The organism is Rhodococcus sp. 2H158 (assembly GCF_053764755.1).
Window position 1 is genome coordinate 1 of sequence record NZ_JBSNCE010000039.1, and the last position, 15,830, is coordinate 15,830.

Annotated in this window: 13 protein-coding genes; 7 read left to right on the forward strand and 6 right to left on the reverse strand. The window is 71.8% G+C overall.

Annotated elements, in window-relative coordinates:
• The coding region (locus ACWPOB_RS26345; protein WP_455402631.1) for a DUF3515 domain-containing protein at nucleotides 1–537 on the forward strand (537 nt) is incomplete at its 5' end.
• Between the two features lie 27 nt (nucleotides 538–564).
• On the opposite strand, the gene ACWPOB_RS26350 is transcribed toward ACWPOB_RS26345, so the two are convergent.
• The gene (locus ACWPOB_RS26350; protein WP_029543155.1) at nucleotides 565–2,118 is read right to left on the reverse strand and encodes an acetyl-CoA hydrolase/transferase family protein; all 1,554 of its coding nucleotides are present in this window, start codon (nucleotides 2,116–2,118) and stop codon (nucleotides 565–567) included.
• A 465-nt stretch (nucleotides 2,119–2,583) separates the two neighbouring features.
• Between ACWPOB_RS26350 and ACWPOB_RS26355 the strand changes: the two genes are divergently transcribed.
• The 6 genes from ACWPOB_RS26355 to ACWPOB_RS26380 all read left to right on the forward strand — a co-directional run bounded on the left by ACWPOB_RS26355 (nucleotide 2,584) and on the right by ACWPOB_RS26380 (nucleotide 8,982).
• On the forward strand, nucleotides 2,584–4,686 hold the full coding sequence (locus tag ACWPOB_RS26355; protein ID WP_455402632.1) for a RecQ family ATP-dependent DNA helicase: 2,103 nt from the start codon (nucleotides 2,584–2,586) through the stop codon (nucleotides 4,684–4,686).
• A 249-nt stretch (nucleotides 4,687–4,935) separates the two neighbouring features.
• Nucleotides 4,936–5,367: a diaminobutyrate acetyltransferase gene (gene ectA, locus ACWPOB_RS26360; RefSeq protein ID WP_455402654.1), complete on the forward strand. Its 432-nt coding sequence runs from the start codon at nucleotides 4,936–4,938 to the stop codon at nucleotides 5,365–5,367.
• Between the two features lie 43 nt (nucleotides 5,368–5,410).
• Entirely contained in the window at nucleotides 5,411–6,691 is a 1,281-nt protein-coding gene (ectB, locus tag ACWPOB_RS26365) for a diaminobutyrate--2-oxoglutarate transaminase (protein WP_455402633.1), read from the forward strand.
• Nucleotides 6,692–6,746: 55 nt separating this feature from the next.
• Complete coding sequence (locus tag ACWPOB_RS26370) at nucleotides 6,747–7,142, forward strand: ectoine synthase (protein ID WP_006937217.1); 396 nt, start codon at nucleotides 6,747–6,749, stop codon at nucleotides 7,140–7,142.
• Nucleotides 7,143–7,191: 49 nt separating this feature from the next.
• On the forward strand, nucleotides 7,192–8,127 hold the full coding sequence (locus tag ACWPOB_RS26375) for a D-isomer specific 2-hydroxyacid dehydrogenase family protein (RefSeq protein WP_455402634.1): 936 nt from the start codon (nucleotides 7,192–7,194) through the stop codon (nucleotides 8,125–8,127).
• A gap of 21 nt (nucleotides 8,128–8,148) precedes the next feature.
• Nucleotides 8,149–8,982: an NAD-dependent protein deacetylase gene (locus ACWPOB_RS26380; RefSeq protein WP_455402635.1), complete on the forward strand. Its 834-nt coding sequence runs from the start codon at nucleotides 8,149–8,151 to the stop codon at nucleotides 8,980–8,982.
• Between the two features lie 10 nt (nucleotides 8,983–8,992).
• Here the strand turns inward: ACWPOB_RS26380 and proB are convergent, their stop codons facing one another.
• The 5 genes from proB to ACWPOB_RS26405 form a co-directional block, all read right to left on the reverse strand.
• On the reverse strand, nucleotides 8,993–10,093 hold the full coding sequence (gene proB / locus ACWPOB_RS26385; protein WP_072635052.1) for a glutamate 5-kinase: 1,101 nt from the start codon (nucleotides 10,091–10,093) through the stop codon (nucleotides 8,993–8,995).
• A 32-nt stretch (nucleotides 10,094–10,125) separates the two neighbouring features.
• Nucleotides 10,126–11,583 (reverse strand): GTPase ObgE, encoded by a 1,458-nt coding sequence (obgE, locus tag ACWPOB_RS26390; protein ID WP_100058654.1) that lies wholly within the window; start codon nucleotides 11,581–11,583, stop codon nucleotides 10,126–10,128.
• 199 nt (nucleotides 11,584–11,782) lie between these two features.
• Nucleotides 11,783–12,046 (reverse strand): 50S ribosomal protein L27, encoded by a 264-nt coding sequence (rpmA, locus tag ACWPOB_RS26395; protein WP_006937229.1) that lies wholly within the window; start codon nucleotides 12,044–12,046, stop codon nucleotides 11,783–11,785.
• A 36-nt stretch (nucleotides 12,047–12,082) separates the two neighbouring features.
• Complete coding sequence (gene rplU / locus ACWPOB_RS26400; protein WP_006937230.1) at nucleotides 12,083–12,394, reverse strand: 50S ribosomal protein L21; 312 nt, start codon at nucleotides 12,392–12,394, stop codon at nucleotides 12,083–12,085.
• Between the two features lie 205 nt (nucleotides 12,395–12,599).
• Complete coding sequence (locus ACWPOB_RS26405; protein ID WP_455402636.1) at nucleotides 12,600–15,698, reverse strand: translation initiation factor IF-2 N-terminal domain-containing protein; 3,099 nt, start codon at nucleotides 15,696–15,698, stop codon at nucleotides 12,600–12,602.
• Between the last annotated feature and the right edge of the window lie 132 nt (nucleotides 15,699–15,830).

Here is a 15,830-nt window from a genome sequence, read left to right on the forward strand (position 1 = left end):
CACCACCGCAGTCCCGCGCTGATCGCCACGGCCGTCGCGCTGCCGGTGGCGTTGCTGATCGGCATCGTGGTGGCGGCGGTGCTGGCGAACCGCACCCCGGAGCTGGCGCCCGTGGCGCTGGGGCCGGTGGTGGCGCCGCAGGCCGAGTCCCCGGAGTGCGCGGCGCTGCTGGGTGCGCTGCCCGAGGAGGTCGGCGACCTCCGCCGCGCGGAGCTGGCCGACCCGGCCCCGGTGGGGGCCGCGGCATGGCAGCCCGTCGAGGGTGAGCCGGTGGTGCTGCGGTGCGGGCTCGAGCGGCCGGCGGAGTTCGATCAGGCGGCGGCGCTGCAGGTGGTCGACGGCGTCCAGTGGTTCGAGGTGTCCGGCGCCGCGGAGGGCATCGATGCGAGCACCTGGTTCGTCGTGGACCGCCCGGTGTACGTGGCGCTGACAGTGCCGAACGGCTCGGGTCCGACTCCGCTGCAGACGATGTCGGCGGCGGTCACGCAGTCGCTCCCGCAGCAGCCGATCGACCCCGCGCCGGTCGCCGGCGGCTGACGGCGCCGGCCGGCGGCCCCTCGGAACTTACTGTGCCAGCATGGATCCCGACTCCAGGAAACGCTGGTGGAAGGACAGGGACTCGCCGAGCAGGTGCGGGGTGTGCCCGGCGTCGGGCACGGCCTCGGCCCGGTCGACGTAGTCGTGCAGCATGTCCCGGTAGTCCGGATGGGCGCAGTTGTCGACGACGACCCGGGACCGGCGCCGCGGCGACAACCCGCGCAGGTCCGCAAGTCCCTGCTCGGTGACGAGGACCTGCACGTCGTGCTCGGTGTGGTCCACGTGCGGCACCATCGGCACGATCGACGAGATGCTGCCGCCCTTCGCGGTGGACGGGCTCAGGAACATCGACAGGTAGCCGTTGCGGGCGAAGTCGCCGGATCCGCCGATCCCGTTCATGATCTTGGTGCCCATGACGTGAGTGGAGTTGACGTTGCCGTAGATGTCGGCCTCGAGCATGCCGTTCATCGCGATGATGCCGAGGCGGCGCACGATCTCGGGATGGTTGCTGATCTCCTGAGGGCGCAGCACGATGTGCTCGCGGTAGAAGTCGATGTTCGACACCAGCTCGTCGATTCCGGCCTCGCTCAGCGCCAGCGACGTGGCGGACGCGAAGCGGACCGTGCCGTGCTTGATCAGGTGCAGCATGCCGTCCTGGATGACCTCGGAGTAGCAGGTCAGACCCTTGTGGGGACCGGCATCGAGACCCTGGAGGACGGCGTTGGCCACGTTGCCGATGCCGGACTGCAGCGGCAGGAGCGTGTCCGCGGGCAGCCGGCCGCGGGAGATCTCGTGCTCGAAGAAGTCGAGCACGTGCGCGGCGATCGCCTGGCTCACCGCGTCCGGCGGGGTCAGCGGGCTGGCGCTGTCGCGGGCGTGGGTCTCGACGACGGCGACGACCTTGTCCGGGTCGACCCGGAACGTGCTCTGGCCGATGCGGTCCTCGACGTCCGTGAGCATGATCGGCTTGCGGTGCGGCGGCAGCGCGGTGCCGTAGTACACGTCGTGGATGCCCGTCATCGCGGCCGGAATCCACGAGTTGACCTCGAGGATCACCTTCTCGGCGACGTCGAGCCAGGTCTTGTTGTTGCCGATCGACGCGGACGGGATCAGTTCACCGGTCTCGGTGACGCCGGAGACCTCGACGACCGCGACGTCGACGTGCCCGTAGTAGCCCTCCCAGACCTGCTGGGCGACGTGGGACAGGTGGATGTCCACGTAGTCCATGCGGCCGTTGTTGATGTTGCGGCGGGCGGTGGGCTCGGCCTGGTACGGCATCCGCAGGGAGATGCCGGCCACCTCCGACAGCATCCGCTCGGTCTCGGCGGAGACCGACGCGCCCGTGAGGAGGTTGACCGTGAAGTCGGTGCCGGCGGCGCGCGCGGCCCCGATGCGTTCCGCGAGCGCCGGGGTGATCGCCTTCGGCGTGCCGGCACTGGCGAAACCGCTGATGGCGACGGTGTGGCCGGGCTGGATCCAGCGGACGGCTTCCTCCGCCGACACGACCTTCTGCCGGAACGCCGGATGGTCGATTCGGCTCGGAGAGGAGTCGGATGCGGGGCGGAGGAACTGCGTCTGCATAACGAACAGGGTACGAGCATGCCCGGCGGCCGACGACGCCTCCGTCACAGCGGCGGACCGGATGGGGCGCGGACCACTTCCCACGCCCGTGCCGCCCCCACGACCCCGGCCGAACGAACCGCCGTCCCCACCGGTCCTCGAAAGCGACTGCCTCGCAGGCGGTTCGGTCGCAACGAGCGCAGCGGACCCGGGCCGGTGCGACCCTGGCGCCGACGACCCCGGCGCGACCGGCGTGCCGCGTCGCCGCCGGGCCGGGCGGCGACGGCCCGACGGGACCGACGGGTCGTTCGCCGATGGAACGACCCCGTTCGTCGCGCAACACGGCACGTTCGTCCCCGAAGCGAACGCCACGGCCGGCGCGGGCGCCCCTCGCGGCGGCGCGACGGTGTCGTCGTCGTCCGGCACGGACGGTGTCGTCGTCGTCCGGTACGGACGGTGTCGTCGCCGTCCGGCACGATGGGTCCCATGAGCACCGCCACCACGGATCTGCGCGACGAAGCCGAACGACTGCTCCGCGACCTCGCGGGGCCCGGCGCCCGGTTGCGCGAGGACCAGTGGAGCGCCATCGAGGCACTGGTGGTGCATCGCCGGCGAGCGCTGGTCGTGCAGCGCACGGGCTGGGGCAAGTCGGCCGTCTACTTCATCTCCGCCAAGCTGCTCCGCGCCCACGGGCACGGGCCGACCGTGATCGTCTCCCCGCTGCTGGCCCTGATGCGCAATCAGGTCGAGTCGGCGCAGCGCGCGGGCGTCCGCGCGGCCACGATCAATTCCGGCAACGTCACCGAGTGGGAGGAGATCCACCGGCAGGTCGCCGACGGCGCGGTGGACGTCCTGCTCGTCAGCCCGGAGCGGCTCAACAACCCGGACTTCCGCGACCAGGTGCTGCCGGCGCTCGCCCGCGACGCCGGACTGGTGGTGGTCGACGAGGCGCACTGCGTCTCGGACTGGGGACACGACTTCCGGCCGGACTACCGGCGCATCCGCACCCTCGTCACCGAGATCGGCGAGGGCATCCCGGTCCTCGCGACCACCGCGACCGCGAACGACCGGGTCGTGGCGGACGTGGCCGCGCAGCTCGGCGTCGGGGAGGGCACGGGCGAGACCCTGGTGCTGCGCGGCGGTCTGGACCGGCCGTCGCTGCACCTGTCGGTGCTGCGGATCGACGAGCCCGCGCGCCGGGCGGCGTGGCTCGCCCAGCACCTCGACGAGCTGCCCGGTTCCGGGATCGTCTACACCCTCACCGTGTCGGCCGCGCACGACCTGGCCGCGTTGCTCTCCGAGCACGGTCACACCGTCGCGGCGTACACGGGGCAGTCCGATCCGGCCGAGCGGGAGCAGCTGGAGGCGGACCTGCTCGCCAACCGGGTCAAGGCCCTGATCGCCACCTCGGCCCTGGGCATGGGTTTCGACAAGCCGGACCTCGGGTTCGTGGTGCACCTGGGAGCACCGTCCTCACCCATCTCCTACTACCAGCAGGTCGGTCGCGCGGGCCGTGCGACCGAGCGGGCGGAGGTGATCCTGCTTCCGGGTCCCGAGGACCGGCAGATCTGGAGCTGGTTCGCGTCGGTGGCCTTCCCGGGGGAGGAGGTGGTGCGGCGGGTGATCGAGGTGCTCGAGCCGGAGCGGCCGCAGTCCACGCAGGCCCTCGAGCCGTTGGTCGACCTCAACCGGTCCCGGCTGGAGATGGTGCTCAAGGTGCTCGACGTGGACGGTGCGGTACGCCGGGTGAAGGGCGGCTGGATCGCCACCGGCGTGCCCTGGGAGTACGACGCCGCCCGGTACGCGAAGCTCGAGCGGGCCCGCGAGGCCGAGCAGGAGGCGATGCTCGAGTACGAGCGGACCACCCGGTGCCGGATGGTGTTCCTGCGCACCCAGCTCGACGATCCCGACCTGACGCCCGACACCCCGGGCTGCGGGCGGTGCGACAACTGCTGCGGGGCACGGTGGCCGGCGGACGTCGACGACGCCGAGCTGGGCCGGGTGCGGGCCCGGCTGGACCGGCCGGGGGTGGACCTGCCGCCGCGGCGGCAGTGGCCGACGGGAATGGCCAAGCTCGGCGTGACACTGTCCGGGAAGATCACCGACGGGCCCGAGCCGGGCCGGGTACTCGGCCGGCTGTCGGACCTCGGATGGGGACCGCGGCTGCGGGCGCTGCTGGACGGCCCCGACGCGCCGGTGCCCGACGCGGTGGTGCAGGCCGCCGTGGCGGTGCTCAAGGCGTGGGACTGGTCGGATCGCCCGACCGCGGTGATGGCCGTGGAGTCGGCAACCCATCCTCGCCTGGTCGGTTCCCTGGCGGCGCGGCTGGCGCAGCTCGGCCGGCTCGAGGATCTCGGCGTGCTGCGCGCCCGGCCCGGCCGGCCCCCGGTGACGGCAGCGAACTCGGCGTACCGGATCGCCGGCCTCGTGGACGCATGGGAGAGCCCCGACCTCCGCGGAACCCGGGGACCGATCCTGCTCGTCGACGCGGTCACCGACACCGGCTGGACGATGACGATGGCGGCGCGGACCCTGATCCGGGCCGGGGCCTCCGCGGTGCTGCCGCTGGCGCTGGCGAGCCCGAAATAATCGCCGCGCTCGGCCCGGGCGCTACACGAAGTGACTCTTCTCACATGGGCGTCTCACCTGCGCGGAGCCGGGGTACTCGGCGACGGATCCCGACAAGGCGGGTGAATCCCGCCCACGAAGTTGTTAGGTTCGAGACCGCTTATGACGCCTGTGACGCAGAGAAGTACCCCGCCCCGTGAGCCCGCCGAAACGGCGAGCGCGCCGACCGAGCCGAATTTCCGCGCACCGCGCATTTCCGACGGAATTCGCATGTGGCAGATCGCGCGCGATTCGAAAGTGCTCGACGTCAATTCCAGTTATGCATACGTGCTCTGGTGCCGCGATTTCGCGGCGACCTCGGTCGTCGCCACCGGCGGTGACGACGAGGCGGTGGGTTTCGTCAGCGGCTATCGCCGCCCCGAGTCGCCGAACACGCTGTTCGTCTGGCAGGTGGCCGTCGACCAGGCCCAACGTGGCCGCGGCATCGCGGGCCGGATGCTCGACAGCCTGTGGGACCGGCTCGCCGACGCCGGCGTGAACCGGCTCGAGACGACCGTCAGCCCGGACAACGAGGCGTCCGTCGCGCTGTTCACCGCGCTCGCCCGGCGACGCGGACTACGCATCACCCGGAGCGAATTGTTCACCCCTTCGGATTTTCCCGATTCCCACATGGCCGAGGATCTCTACACGATCGGCGAATGAATACACGACCGGCGAAAACGAATTCGCCGCAGGAGGACGACGAATGACCATCCTGGAGCACCCCGAAACCCCCGCCAAGCACAGCGTTTTCGATTACCTCGAATCCGAGGTGCGCAGCTACAGCCGCGGCTGGCCGACCGTGTTCGAAACGGCGTCCGGATCGTGGCTCCGCGACGAGAACGGCAAGGACTACCTCGACTTCTTCGCCGGCGCGGGAGCCCTCAACTACGGGCACAACAACCCGGTCCTGAAGACCGCGCTCGTGGACTACATCATGGGTGACGGCATCACCCACGGCCTCGACATGTCCACCGTCGCCAAGCGGGAGCTGCTCGAGTCGTTCGAGAGCCACATCCTGGCCCCCCGCGGCCTCGACTACAAGGTCCAGTTCCCCGGCCCGACGGGCACCAACTCGGTCGAGGCGGCGCTCAAGCTCGCCCGCAAGGTCACCGGCCGCGAGTCGATCATCAACTTCACCAACGCGTTCCACGGGATGACCCTGGGTGCGCTGTCGGTGACGGGCAACTCGATGAAGCGGGCCGGGGCCGGCGTGCCACTGGTGCACGCCACCCCGATGCCGTTCGACAACTACTTCGACGGCGTCACCGAGGACTTCCACTGGTTCTCCCGCGTGCTGGACGACTCCGGCAGCGGTCTGAACCGCCCGGCGGCGGTCATCGTGGAGACCGTGCAGGGCGAGGGCGGCGTGAACGTCGCCCGCCCCGAGTGGCTGCGTGCCCTCGCGGATCTGTGCGCCGAGCGCGACATCCTGCTCATCGTCGACGACGTGCAGATGGGCTGCGGCCGCACCGGCCCGTTCTTCTCGTTCGAGGTCGCCGGGATCACCCCGGACATCGTGACCCTGTCGAAGTCGATCGGCGGGTACGGCCTGCCGCTGGCGCTCACGCTGTTCAAGCGCGACCTCGACGTGTGGGGCCCGGGCGAGCACAACGGCACGTTCCGCGGCAACAACCCGGCGTTCGTCACCGCGGCGAAGGCGCTGCAGCACTACTGGGCCGACGACCGCCTCGAGCGCGAGACGCTGCGCAAGGGCGAGCGGATCCGGCAGACCTTCATGAACCTGTCCGACATGTTCGACGGCGTCTCCACCCGCGGTCGCGGCATGGTGCAGGGCCTCGTGTTCGACGAGCCGAACGACGCACAGAAGGTGTGCGCTCTCGCGTTCGAGCAGGGCCTGCTCGCGGAGACCTCCGGCCCCTCCGACGAGGTCGTCAAGCTGCTTCCGCCGCTGACGATCAGCGACGACGAACTCGAGCACGGTCTGAACATCCTGTGCGAGGCCACCTCGGTGGTCCGGGCCTGACCCCCGGCCGCCGTCGAACCACGCACGAAAAGACTAGCTTGAGAAGGACTTACGTATGATCGTCCGTACCACCGAGGAAATCACCGGCACCGAGCGCGACATCACGTCGGACAACGGCAACTGGCGCAGCAAGCGCATCGTGCTCGGCGGCGACAAGGTCGGGTTCTCGTTCCACGAGACCACGATCGAGGCCGGCACCGTCAACGAGTTCCACTACGCGAACCACATCGAGGCGGTGTGGCTCATCGAGGGCACCGGCACCCTCACCGACCTCGAGACCGGCACCGTGTACCCGCTCGCGCCCGGCACGATGTACCTGCTCAACGGCCATGAGCGGCACCGCGTCGAGCCGGACACCCGGATGCGCATGTTCTGCGTGTTCAACCCGCCGGTCACCGGCCGGGAGGTCCACGACGAGAACGGCGTGTACCCCCTCGTCGAGGTCGTCTGAGTGCCCGCAGCGAGTGACCGGCCGGGCGTTCGCGCCTAGAGTCGGAGCCATGACCTACGAGCGACAGCCGCGCATCGCCGTCGGCCCCGCCCCGGACATCGTGTTCGACCGGGCGATCGGGGCCGGCGGCGGTCGCGTGTGCGGGTTCGACGACCGCCCGGACGCCGTGGTCTGGACCGCCGGACCGGACGAGTTCCCCGCGGTGCTGCCGGCGTCGGTGCGGTGGGTTCAGCTGCCCGCCGCCGGCGTGGAGGACTGGCTCGACGCCGGCGTCATCCGCGCTCACCCCCAGGTGACGTGGACGTCGGCCGCCGGGGCGTTCGCCGCGACGGTCGCCGAACACGCGCTCATGCTGCTGCTCGCCGGCGTGCGGGCGCTGCCCGACCACCTGGCGGCCACGTCGTGGACGCCGAGCGTGTTCTACCCCCAGCTGGGCACCCTGCGCGGCGCCACCGTCGGGATCATCGGGGCGGGTGGCATCGGCCGGGCCCTGATCCCCATGCTCGGTGCGCTCGGCGCCCAGGCGCTCGCGGTCACCCGCAGCGGCCGCCCCGTCCCGGGCGCCGTGGAGACCGTCCCCGTCGCGCGGATCGACGAAGTGTGGCCCCGCGCAGACCATTTCGTGATCGCCGCCCCCGCCACGGCCGAGACCGAGCAACTGGTGGGCGCCGACGAGCTGGCCGCGATGAAGCCCACCGCCTGGGTGATCAACGTTGCCCGCGGCAGCCTCGTCGACACCGACGCGCTGGTGGATGCCCTGAGCCGCCGCGTCATCGCGGGCGCCGGCCTGGACGTCACGGACCCGGAACCGCTGCCGGACGGGCACCCGCTGTGGTCGCTGCGCAACGCCATGATCACCCCGCACGACTCCAATCCCCCGGCGCTGCGCATCCCCGCGTTCGCCGAGCACGTGACCGAGAACGTCACGCGCTTCGCGGCCGGCCTCGATCTCGCCGCGGTCGTCGACCCGAGCGCCGGGTACTGACACGCCGCTACCCTGGACGGGGTGATCGAACCGCTGCACCACCTGCTCGACGGCCGGCGGTTGTGCGTGCTCACCGGCGCGGGCATCTCCACCGACTCCGGCATCCCGGACTACCGCAGCCCCGGCGCGCCACCCCGCAACCCGATGACCTATCAGCAGTTCGTCGGGGATCCGGAGTTCCGGCGCCGCTACTGGGCGCGCAACCATGTCGGGTGGCGGCACATGGACTCCGCACGGCCGAACGCCGGGCACCGCGCCCTCGCCGCGCTCGAACGCCGCGGCACCGTCCTGGGCGTCCTGACCCAGAACGTGGATCTGCTGCACACCAAGGCCGGTAGCCGGCGAGTGATCGACCTGCACGGCTGCTACGCGCAGGTGCGGTGCCTGGCGTGCGACCGCCGGATCTCACGCTTCACCCTCGCCGAGCGGCTCACCGCCGCCAATCCGGGCTTCCTCGAACGGGTTCGGGGGACGACGGGTCTCGAGGTGGCGCCGGACGCCGACGCGGTCGTCGACGACACCGGCAGCTTCCGCATGGTGGACTGCGAGCGCTGCGGGGGGATGCTCAAGCCGGACATCGTCTACTTCGGCGAATCGGTGCCACGCGAGCGCGTGGAACGCGCCTTCGCGCTCGTCGACGAGGCGGATGCCCTGCTCGTGGTCGGCAGCTCCCTGACGGTGATGTCCGGGCTGCGGTTCGTGCGGCACGCCGCCAAGCGCCGCATGCCCGTGGCCGTGGTCAACCGTGGCGTCACGCGCGGCGATCCCCTCGCCACCGTGAAGGTCGACGCGGGCTGCTCGGAGGTGCTCACGGCCCTGGTCACCGCGGCACCGGCGGCGGCGTCCGGCCGGTGACCGCCCGCGCCTACAGCGTCACGAGATCGTCCGCGTGCACCACCGGCCGCTGCAGGTCCGCCGGTAGCTGCCGCGTGGAGAACCCGATCATCCAGTCCAGCTCGGCGGCGTCGTAGGCCACCACGCCGCGCCCCACCGTGCGGCCGTCGGGACCGACCAGCGCCACCACGTCCCCACCGTGGAAGCGTCCGCTCATTCCCGTGATGCCCGCCGCGAGCAGCGAGCGGCGCCGTTCCACCACCGCCCGTACCGCGCCCGCGTCCAGGTGCAGGGTGCCGTGGGTGTCGGCGGCGTGCCGCACCCAGAAACGCCGCGCCGACATCCGGTCGGGCCGGGCCGCGAACGCGGTGCCCACGTCCGCGGCACCGAGGGCACGGTCGGCCTGCGACGCGGCGGTGAGCAGCACCGGCACACCCGAATCCGCGGCCAGGCGCGCGGCGGACAGCTTCGACGCCATCCCGCCCGTGCCGAGGGCGCCCCCGGACCCGGCGACGACGCCGTCGAGGTCCTCCGGGCTCGTCACCTCCGCGATGAGGTGGGCGTCGCCCTTACGGGGATCGCCGTCGTAGAGGCCGTCGACGTCGGAGAGCAGGATCAGCGCGTCGGCGCCGACGAGGTGCGCGACGAGCGCGGCGAGGCGATCGTTGTCGCCGAACCGCAGCTCGGCGGTCGCGACGGTGTCGTTCTCGTTGACCACGGGCACGGCGTGCAGCGCGCGCAGCCGGTCGAGGGTGCGCTGGGCATTGCGGTGCTGGGTGCGCCGCGCGATGTCGTCGGCCGTGAGCAGCACCTGCCCGACGGTGCGGCCGTACCGGGCGAACGAGGTGCCCCACGCGTGGGCCAGGGCAAGCTGTCCGACGCTGGCCGCGGCCTGCTTGGTGGCCAGGTCGCGGGGCCGGACGGTCAGGCCCAGCGGGGCGAGGCCGGCGCCGACCGCGCCGGAGGACACCACCACCACGTCCGAGCCGGAGCGCATGCGCTCTTCGAGAGCGTCGACCAGGCAGTCGAGGCGGTCCCGGTCGAGGCCGCCGACCAGGCTGGTGATGGCGGACGAGCCGATCTTCACCACGACGCGGCGCGCGCCGGCGACCGCCTCCCGGGTATCGCTCACGATCTCCTGCTTCTGGGCTCGATGTGCGGTGGTCAGAACTCGTCGTCGTCGGTCGCGAGACCGCGGCGGACCCGCTTGGCGTGGCGACGTTCGGCGGCGCCGACCCGATCGACCTGGTCGAGGCGGGCGTCGGTGCCGCGGCCGGTGGGCACGACGTCCACGCCGGCCTGGGTCTGCGGCTCCCACTCGAACGAGACGTCGCCGATGGTGACGGAGGCACCCGGTTCGGCGCCCTGCTTGACGAGTTCGTCCTCGACACCGAGGCGGGCGAGCCGATCCGCGAGGTAGCCGACGGCCTCGTCGTTATCGAACGCCGTCTGACGCACCCAGCGCTCGGGCCGGGTGCCGCGCACGATGAAGCCGCCCGGCGTCTCGGGGTCGGCGACGACGCTGAAGCCGGTCTCGTCGACGGCGACGGGCCGGATGACCGGCCGCCGCGGCGCGGCCGGCGGATGCGCCTGCCGGTACTCCTCCACCATCCGCGCCAACGCGAAGGTCAGCGGCCGCAGCCCTTCCCGGCTGACCGCGGAGATACGGAACACCGGCCAGCCCCGCTCCTCGAGCTCGGCGGTGACGAAATCGGCGAGTTCGGCGGCGTCCGGCACGTCGACCTTGTTGAGGATGACGATGCGGGGTCGATCGGCGAGGTCGCCCAGGCTGCTGTCGCCGGACAACGCCGGCTGGTAGGCGGCCAGCTCGGCCTCGAGTGCGTCGATGTCGGAGACGGGATCGCGCCCCGGCTCGAGCGTCGCGCAGTCGACGACGTGCGCGAGCACGGCGCAGCGCTCGAGGTGACGCAGGAAGTCCAGGCCGAGACCGCGGCCCTGGCTGGCGCCGGGGATCAGGCCCGGCACGTCGGCGACGGTGAACGTGGTGTCGCCCGACTGCACGACCCCGAGGTTGGGGACGAGTGTGGTGAACGGGTAGTCGGCGATCTTCGGCTTGGCCGCGGAGAGCACCGACACCAGGGAGGACTTGCCGGCGGACGGGAACCCGACCAGCCCGACGTCGGCGACGGACTTGAGTTCGAGGACGAGGTCGCGCTCCTCCCCCTCCTCGCCGAGCAGGGCGAAGCCGGGGGCCTTGCGGGCCTTCGACGCCAGGGCCGCGTTGCCGAGGCCGCCGCGGCCGCCGTGGGCGGCGACGAAGCGGGTGCCGGCGCCGACCATGTCGGCCAGGATCCGGCCGTCCTTGTCGAGCACGACGGTGCCGTCGGGCACCTTGAGCACGAGGTCGCCGCCGTTGGCGCCGTCGCGGTTGCTGCCCGCGCCCTGCGTGCCGTTCGTGGCCTTCGCGTGCTGGTGGAAGTGGAAGTCGAGGAGGGTGTGGACCCCCTCGTCCACCTCGAGCACGACGTTGCCGCCGTTGCCGCCGTTACCGCCGTCGGGACCACCGAGCGGCTTGAACTTCTCGCGATGGACGGAGGCGCAGCCGTTGCCACCCTTGCCGGCGGTGACGTGCAGCACCACCCGGTCGATGAAGCGGGACATGGGTGGACCTCCGTCGAATGGTGGAACTGTTGTGTCGACCGGTAGCCCCACTGTGCCGGGACTACCGGAGTTGTGCCGGAACGACCACTACCGGTCGCCCCGAAAACAGTAGGGGCGGACCCGGGTGTGCGACCCTGGTCCGCCCCTACTGGGAGTATGTGCGAAGGGAACCTCCGCGGTGTCCGATTCGGACGGCAGATCAGGCGTCTGCCGCGACCGGAACGATGTTGACCGTCTTGCGACCACGCTTGGTGCCGAACTCGACGGCACCGGCAGCGAGGGCGAACAGCGTGTCGTCGCCGCCACGGCCGACGTTCACGCCGGGGTGGAAGTGGGTGCCGCGCTGGCGCACCAGGATCTCACCGGCGTTGACGGCCTGGCCGCCGAAGCGCTTGACGCCGAGACGCTGGGCGTTCGAATCGCGACCGTTACGGGAGCTGGATGCGCCCTTCTTGTGTGCCATGACGAACCCTCCTGGGGTTTGAAGCGGAAGCCCGAATTACTTGATGCCGGTGACCTTCAGGACCGTCAGCTTCTGACGGTGACCCTGGCGCTTGTGGTAGCCGGTCTTGTTCTTGAACTTGTGGATGCGGATCTTCGGGCCCTTGGTGTGCTCGACGATCTCGCCGGTGACCGTGACCTTCGCCAGCTTGTCGGCGTCGGTGGTCAGCTCGGCTCCGTCGACGACGAGGACCGGAGCAAGCGAGACAGCAGTGCCGGGCTCACCCTCGATCTTCTCGACCTTGACGAGATCGCCCTCAGCGACCTTGTACTGCTTACCGCCGGTCTTGACGATCGCGTACGTTGCCATCGGACGGCTACCCCTTGCTAGTTCGAACGTGCTCGCGCCACGGTGTGCAACGCGACTGGTCTGGTGTGGTTGCTGACTCGGGGCCCGCCACCTTCCCGCATCGGGCGCAGCAGGGCCGTATCGCCGAGTAGCGACTGACCAAGATTACGGGAAGGTGACTGCCAGGGTCAAACCGGGCCCGCGCGGAGTCGGGCCCGGTCGGACCTCATGCCTGTGCTTCGACCGGCGGGCCGGCGGGCCGGCCCGCGGCCCGGCGACGACGCGGCCGTCGAACGACCACCGGCTCGGCGTTCTCCCCGTCCGGGACCGGCGCGGTGGCCACCGCCGCAGGCTCCGGTGTGTGGGCCGGTGTGGGCACCACGAAGACGGTGCCGGCGCCGGTGCCGTCGCCCGTCGGGGCCGCGGCGGCCCGTGAGACCCGGCGACGGCGACGGGCCGCCGGCTCCGCAGCCTGCTTTTCGGCCTCCGGCGTTTCGGCCGGCCGCGCCTCGCGCGTGTCGGCGGGCTCAGCCTCGCGCGTTTCGGCCGGCTGGGCCTGCGCGGCCGGCGTCTCCGCCGGCGCTGCCTGCGCCTGCTCGGCGCCGGATTCCGGCGGGTTCTCGTCGTGGTTGCCGTGGTGCGCGGCCATCGCCAGGGCCACCGGGTGGGCACGCTTGACGGTCGCGTCCACTGTCGCCACCTCGGGTACCGGCTGGGGCGCGGCCGTCTCGGTCGTCGCCGCCTCCGGCTGGGCGCCGCGGTCGCGGCCCCGGCGGCGCCGGGAGCCGCTCTCGGCGCGGGCGGGCCGCCCACCGTCCTCGGCCGCGCCGGCCTCGACGGGTTCGCTGTGCACGACGATGCCGCGGCCGTGGCAGTGCTCGCACGTGGTGGAGAAGGCCTCCACCAGCCCCGTGCCGAGCCGCTTGCGCGTCATCTGCACGAGCCCCAGTGAGGTCACCTCCGAGACCTGGTGGCGGGTGCGGTCCCGGCCGAGCGCCTCGGTGAGGCGTCGCAGCACCAGGTCGCGGTTCGACTCGAGCACCATGTCGATGAAGTCGACGACGATCATGCCGCCGATGTCGCGCAGCCGCATCTGCCGCACGATCTCCTCGGCCGCCTCGAGGTTGTTGCGGGTGACGGTCTCTTCGAGGTTGCCGCCGGCCCCGGTGAACTTGCCGGTGTTGACGTCGACGACGGTCATCGCCTCGGTGCGATCGATGACGAGCGTGCCACCGGACGGCAGCCACACCTTGCGGTCGAGCGCCTTGGCGAGCTGCTCGTCGATGCGGTGGGCGGCGAACACGTCGCGTCCCCCCGACTCGGGATCGTGCCGCTCCACGCGGGGCACCATGTCCGGTGCGACGGTGCGGATGTAGCTCTCGACGGTGGTCCAGGCGTTCTCGCCCTCGATGACGAGTTTGGAGAAGTCCTCGTTGAACAGGTCGCGAATCACCTTGACCAGCAGGTCGGGCTCTTCGTAGAGGGTCTTCGGCTGCCCCGAGCCGTCGGACTCGAGCTTGGCGGCCTGCTCCTCGATGGACGCCCACTGCGTCTGCAGGCGCTGCACGTCGCGGGCGAGCTCGTCTTCGCTCACGCCCTCCGCCGCGGTGCGGATGATCACGCCGGCCTCGGCCGGGACGATCTCGCGCAGGATCTCCTTGAGCCGCTTGCGCTCGGTGTCGGGCAGCTTGCGGCTGATGCCGGTGGACGAGCCGCCCGGCACGTACACCAGGAACCGGCCCGCGAGGCTGATCTGCGTGGTCAGGCGGGCGCCCTTGTGCCCGACCGGGTCCTTGCTGACCTGCACGAGCACCCGGTCACCCGGCTTGAGAGCCTGCTCGATCTTGCGGGAGTTGCCGCCGAGCCCGGCGGCCTCCCAGTTGACCTCGCCGGCGTAGAGGACGCCGTTGCGGCCCCTGCCGATGTCGATGAATGCCGCCTCCATCGAGGGAAGCACGTTCTGGACACGGCCGAGAAAGATGTTGCCGACCATCGAACCGGATCCGGCGCTGGTCACGAAGTGTTCGACCAGGACGCCGTCCTCGAGGACCGCGACCTGCGTGATGTTCCCGGGGTGCGCACCGTCACCGGTCCTGTCCCGCACCACCATGACGCGGTCGACGGACTCGCGACGGGCGAGGAACTCCGACTCGGTGAGGATCGGGGGCCGACGGCGGCCCGCGTCCCGGCCGTCGCGGCGGCGCTGGCGCTTGGCCTCGAGCCGGGTGGAACCGGTGATGCCCTGCACCTCGTCCTTGGCGGCGCGGGCCTTGGGCCGCGGCTCGCGCTCGTGGACGACGGTGGGGACCGAGTCGTCCTCGGCGACGGTCTCGGCGCCGTCCGCGCTGCCCTTGCGACGACGACGGCGGCGACGGCGACGCGAGGGACCTTCCGCGGACTCTTCCTCGGCCTCGGCCTCCCCGCCTTCGGCCTGCCCGGCCTCCGGCTCGGCGGTCGCGGCTTCCGCCGTCGTCGGCTCCTCGACCTCCGTCGGCTCCTCGACCTCCGTCGGCTCCTCGGCCTCCGCCGCCGGTTCCTCGGCCTCCTCCGCAGCAGTCCCCTCCTCGGCGGTGGTCTCGTCCTGCGTCTCGGGCTGTTCGCCGCGGCCACGGCCACGGCCACGGCGGCCACGACGGCGCCGGCGCGGCTCCTCCTCCTCAGCGGTCTCCTCGGCCGGTTCCTCCACCGCGGCGGTCTCCTCGGTGACCTCCTCGGCAACGGCGGGCTCGGGTGCCTCGGCCGCGCGCCGGGAACGGCGTCGACGGGGCGTGGCCTCGGCGGGAGCGGTGACCTCCGGCTGCAGGAACAGCGGCGCGCTGACGACGGGCTCGGCGGTGCTCGGCTCCGGCGCGGCGAACACCGGGGTCTCCTGTTCCACGCCGGTGAACAGGGCCGGGGCCGCCGGTGCCTCGACGGACTCCGCGGCGGGTTCCTGAGCGGTGGTGTCCCGGACCGCGGCCGCCTCCGCGGCGGCCGGCTCCTCCGTGGGGACCTCGGCGGCCCCCTCGGCGGCGGGCACCGCGACGACGGCTTCTCCGGCGGGCACCTCGGGCGCCTCACCCACCGGTTCCGGTGCGGCTTCCGCGGCAGGCACCGGTCCGGTCTCGGCCGGTGCGCCGAGCGCGGCGCGGATCTGTTCGGCGAGGTCGCGCTGCAGGCTCGAGTGGGCACTGCGCAGCTCGGTGCCGAGGTCGGCGGCCTTGGCCATGACCTGTTTGCTGGTCAGGCCGAGCAGCTTGGCAAGGGCGTGCACGCGCATCTTCGGCGGCAGCACCACGGTGCCCTCTTCGTTGGAATTGTCGTTCGGCGGCGCTTGTTCGGCCACGTAGGTCTCCTCGGGCCCCCGGGCGCGTCCATCCTCGTCTCGAGCGATGTGACGCGGCCACGCGAGGGCGCTGTCTGTGTGTGCTCGCACCGGGAGGCGCGAGATGTACGGTCTCGCATCGCACGGTCGTCC

Excerpts from the sequence above, each read along its gene's own strand:
- ACWPOB_RS26355 (WP_455402632.1), top strand. The coding sequence starts at position 2,584 with ATGAGCACCGCCACCACGGATCTGCGCGACGAAGCCGAACGACTGCTC.
- rplU (WP_006937230.1), bottom strand. The coding sequence starts at position 12,394 with ATGGCAACGTACGCGATCGTCAAGACCGGCGGTAAGCAGTACAAGGTC.
- ACWPOB_RS26370 (WP_006937217.1), top strand. The coding sequence starts at position 6,747 with ATGATCGTCCGTACCACCGAGGAAATCACCGGCACCGAGCGCGACATC.
- ectB (WP_455402633.1), top strand. The coding sequence starts at position 5,411 with ATGACCATCCTGGAGCACCCCGAAACCCCCGCCAAGCACAGCGTTTTC.
- obgE (WP_100058654.1), bottom strand. The coding sequence starts at position 11,583 with ATGTCCCGCTTCATCGACCGGGTGGTGCTGCACGTCACCGCCGGCAAG.
- ectA (WP_455402654.1), top strand. The coding sequence starts at position 4,936 with ATGTGGCAGATCGCGCGCGATTCGAAAGTGCTCGACGTCAATTCCAGT.
- ACWPOB_RS26350 (WP_029543155.1), bottom strand. The coding sequence starts at position 2,118 with ATGCAGACGCAGTTCCTCCGCCCCGCATCCGACTCCTCTCCGAGCCGA.
- rpmA (WP_006937229.1), bottom strand. The coding sequence starts at position 12,046 with ATGGCACACAAGAAGGGCGCATCCAGCTCCCGTAACGGTCGCGATTCG.
- ACWPOB_RS26375 (WP_455402634.1), top strand. The coding sequence starts at position 7,192 with ATGACCTACGAGCGACAGCCGCGCATCGCCGTCGGCCCCGCCCCGGAC.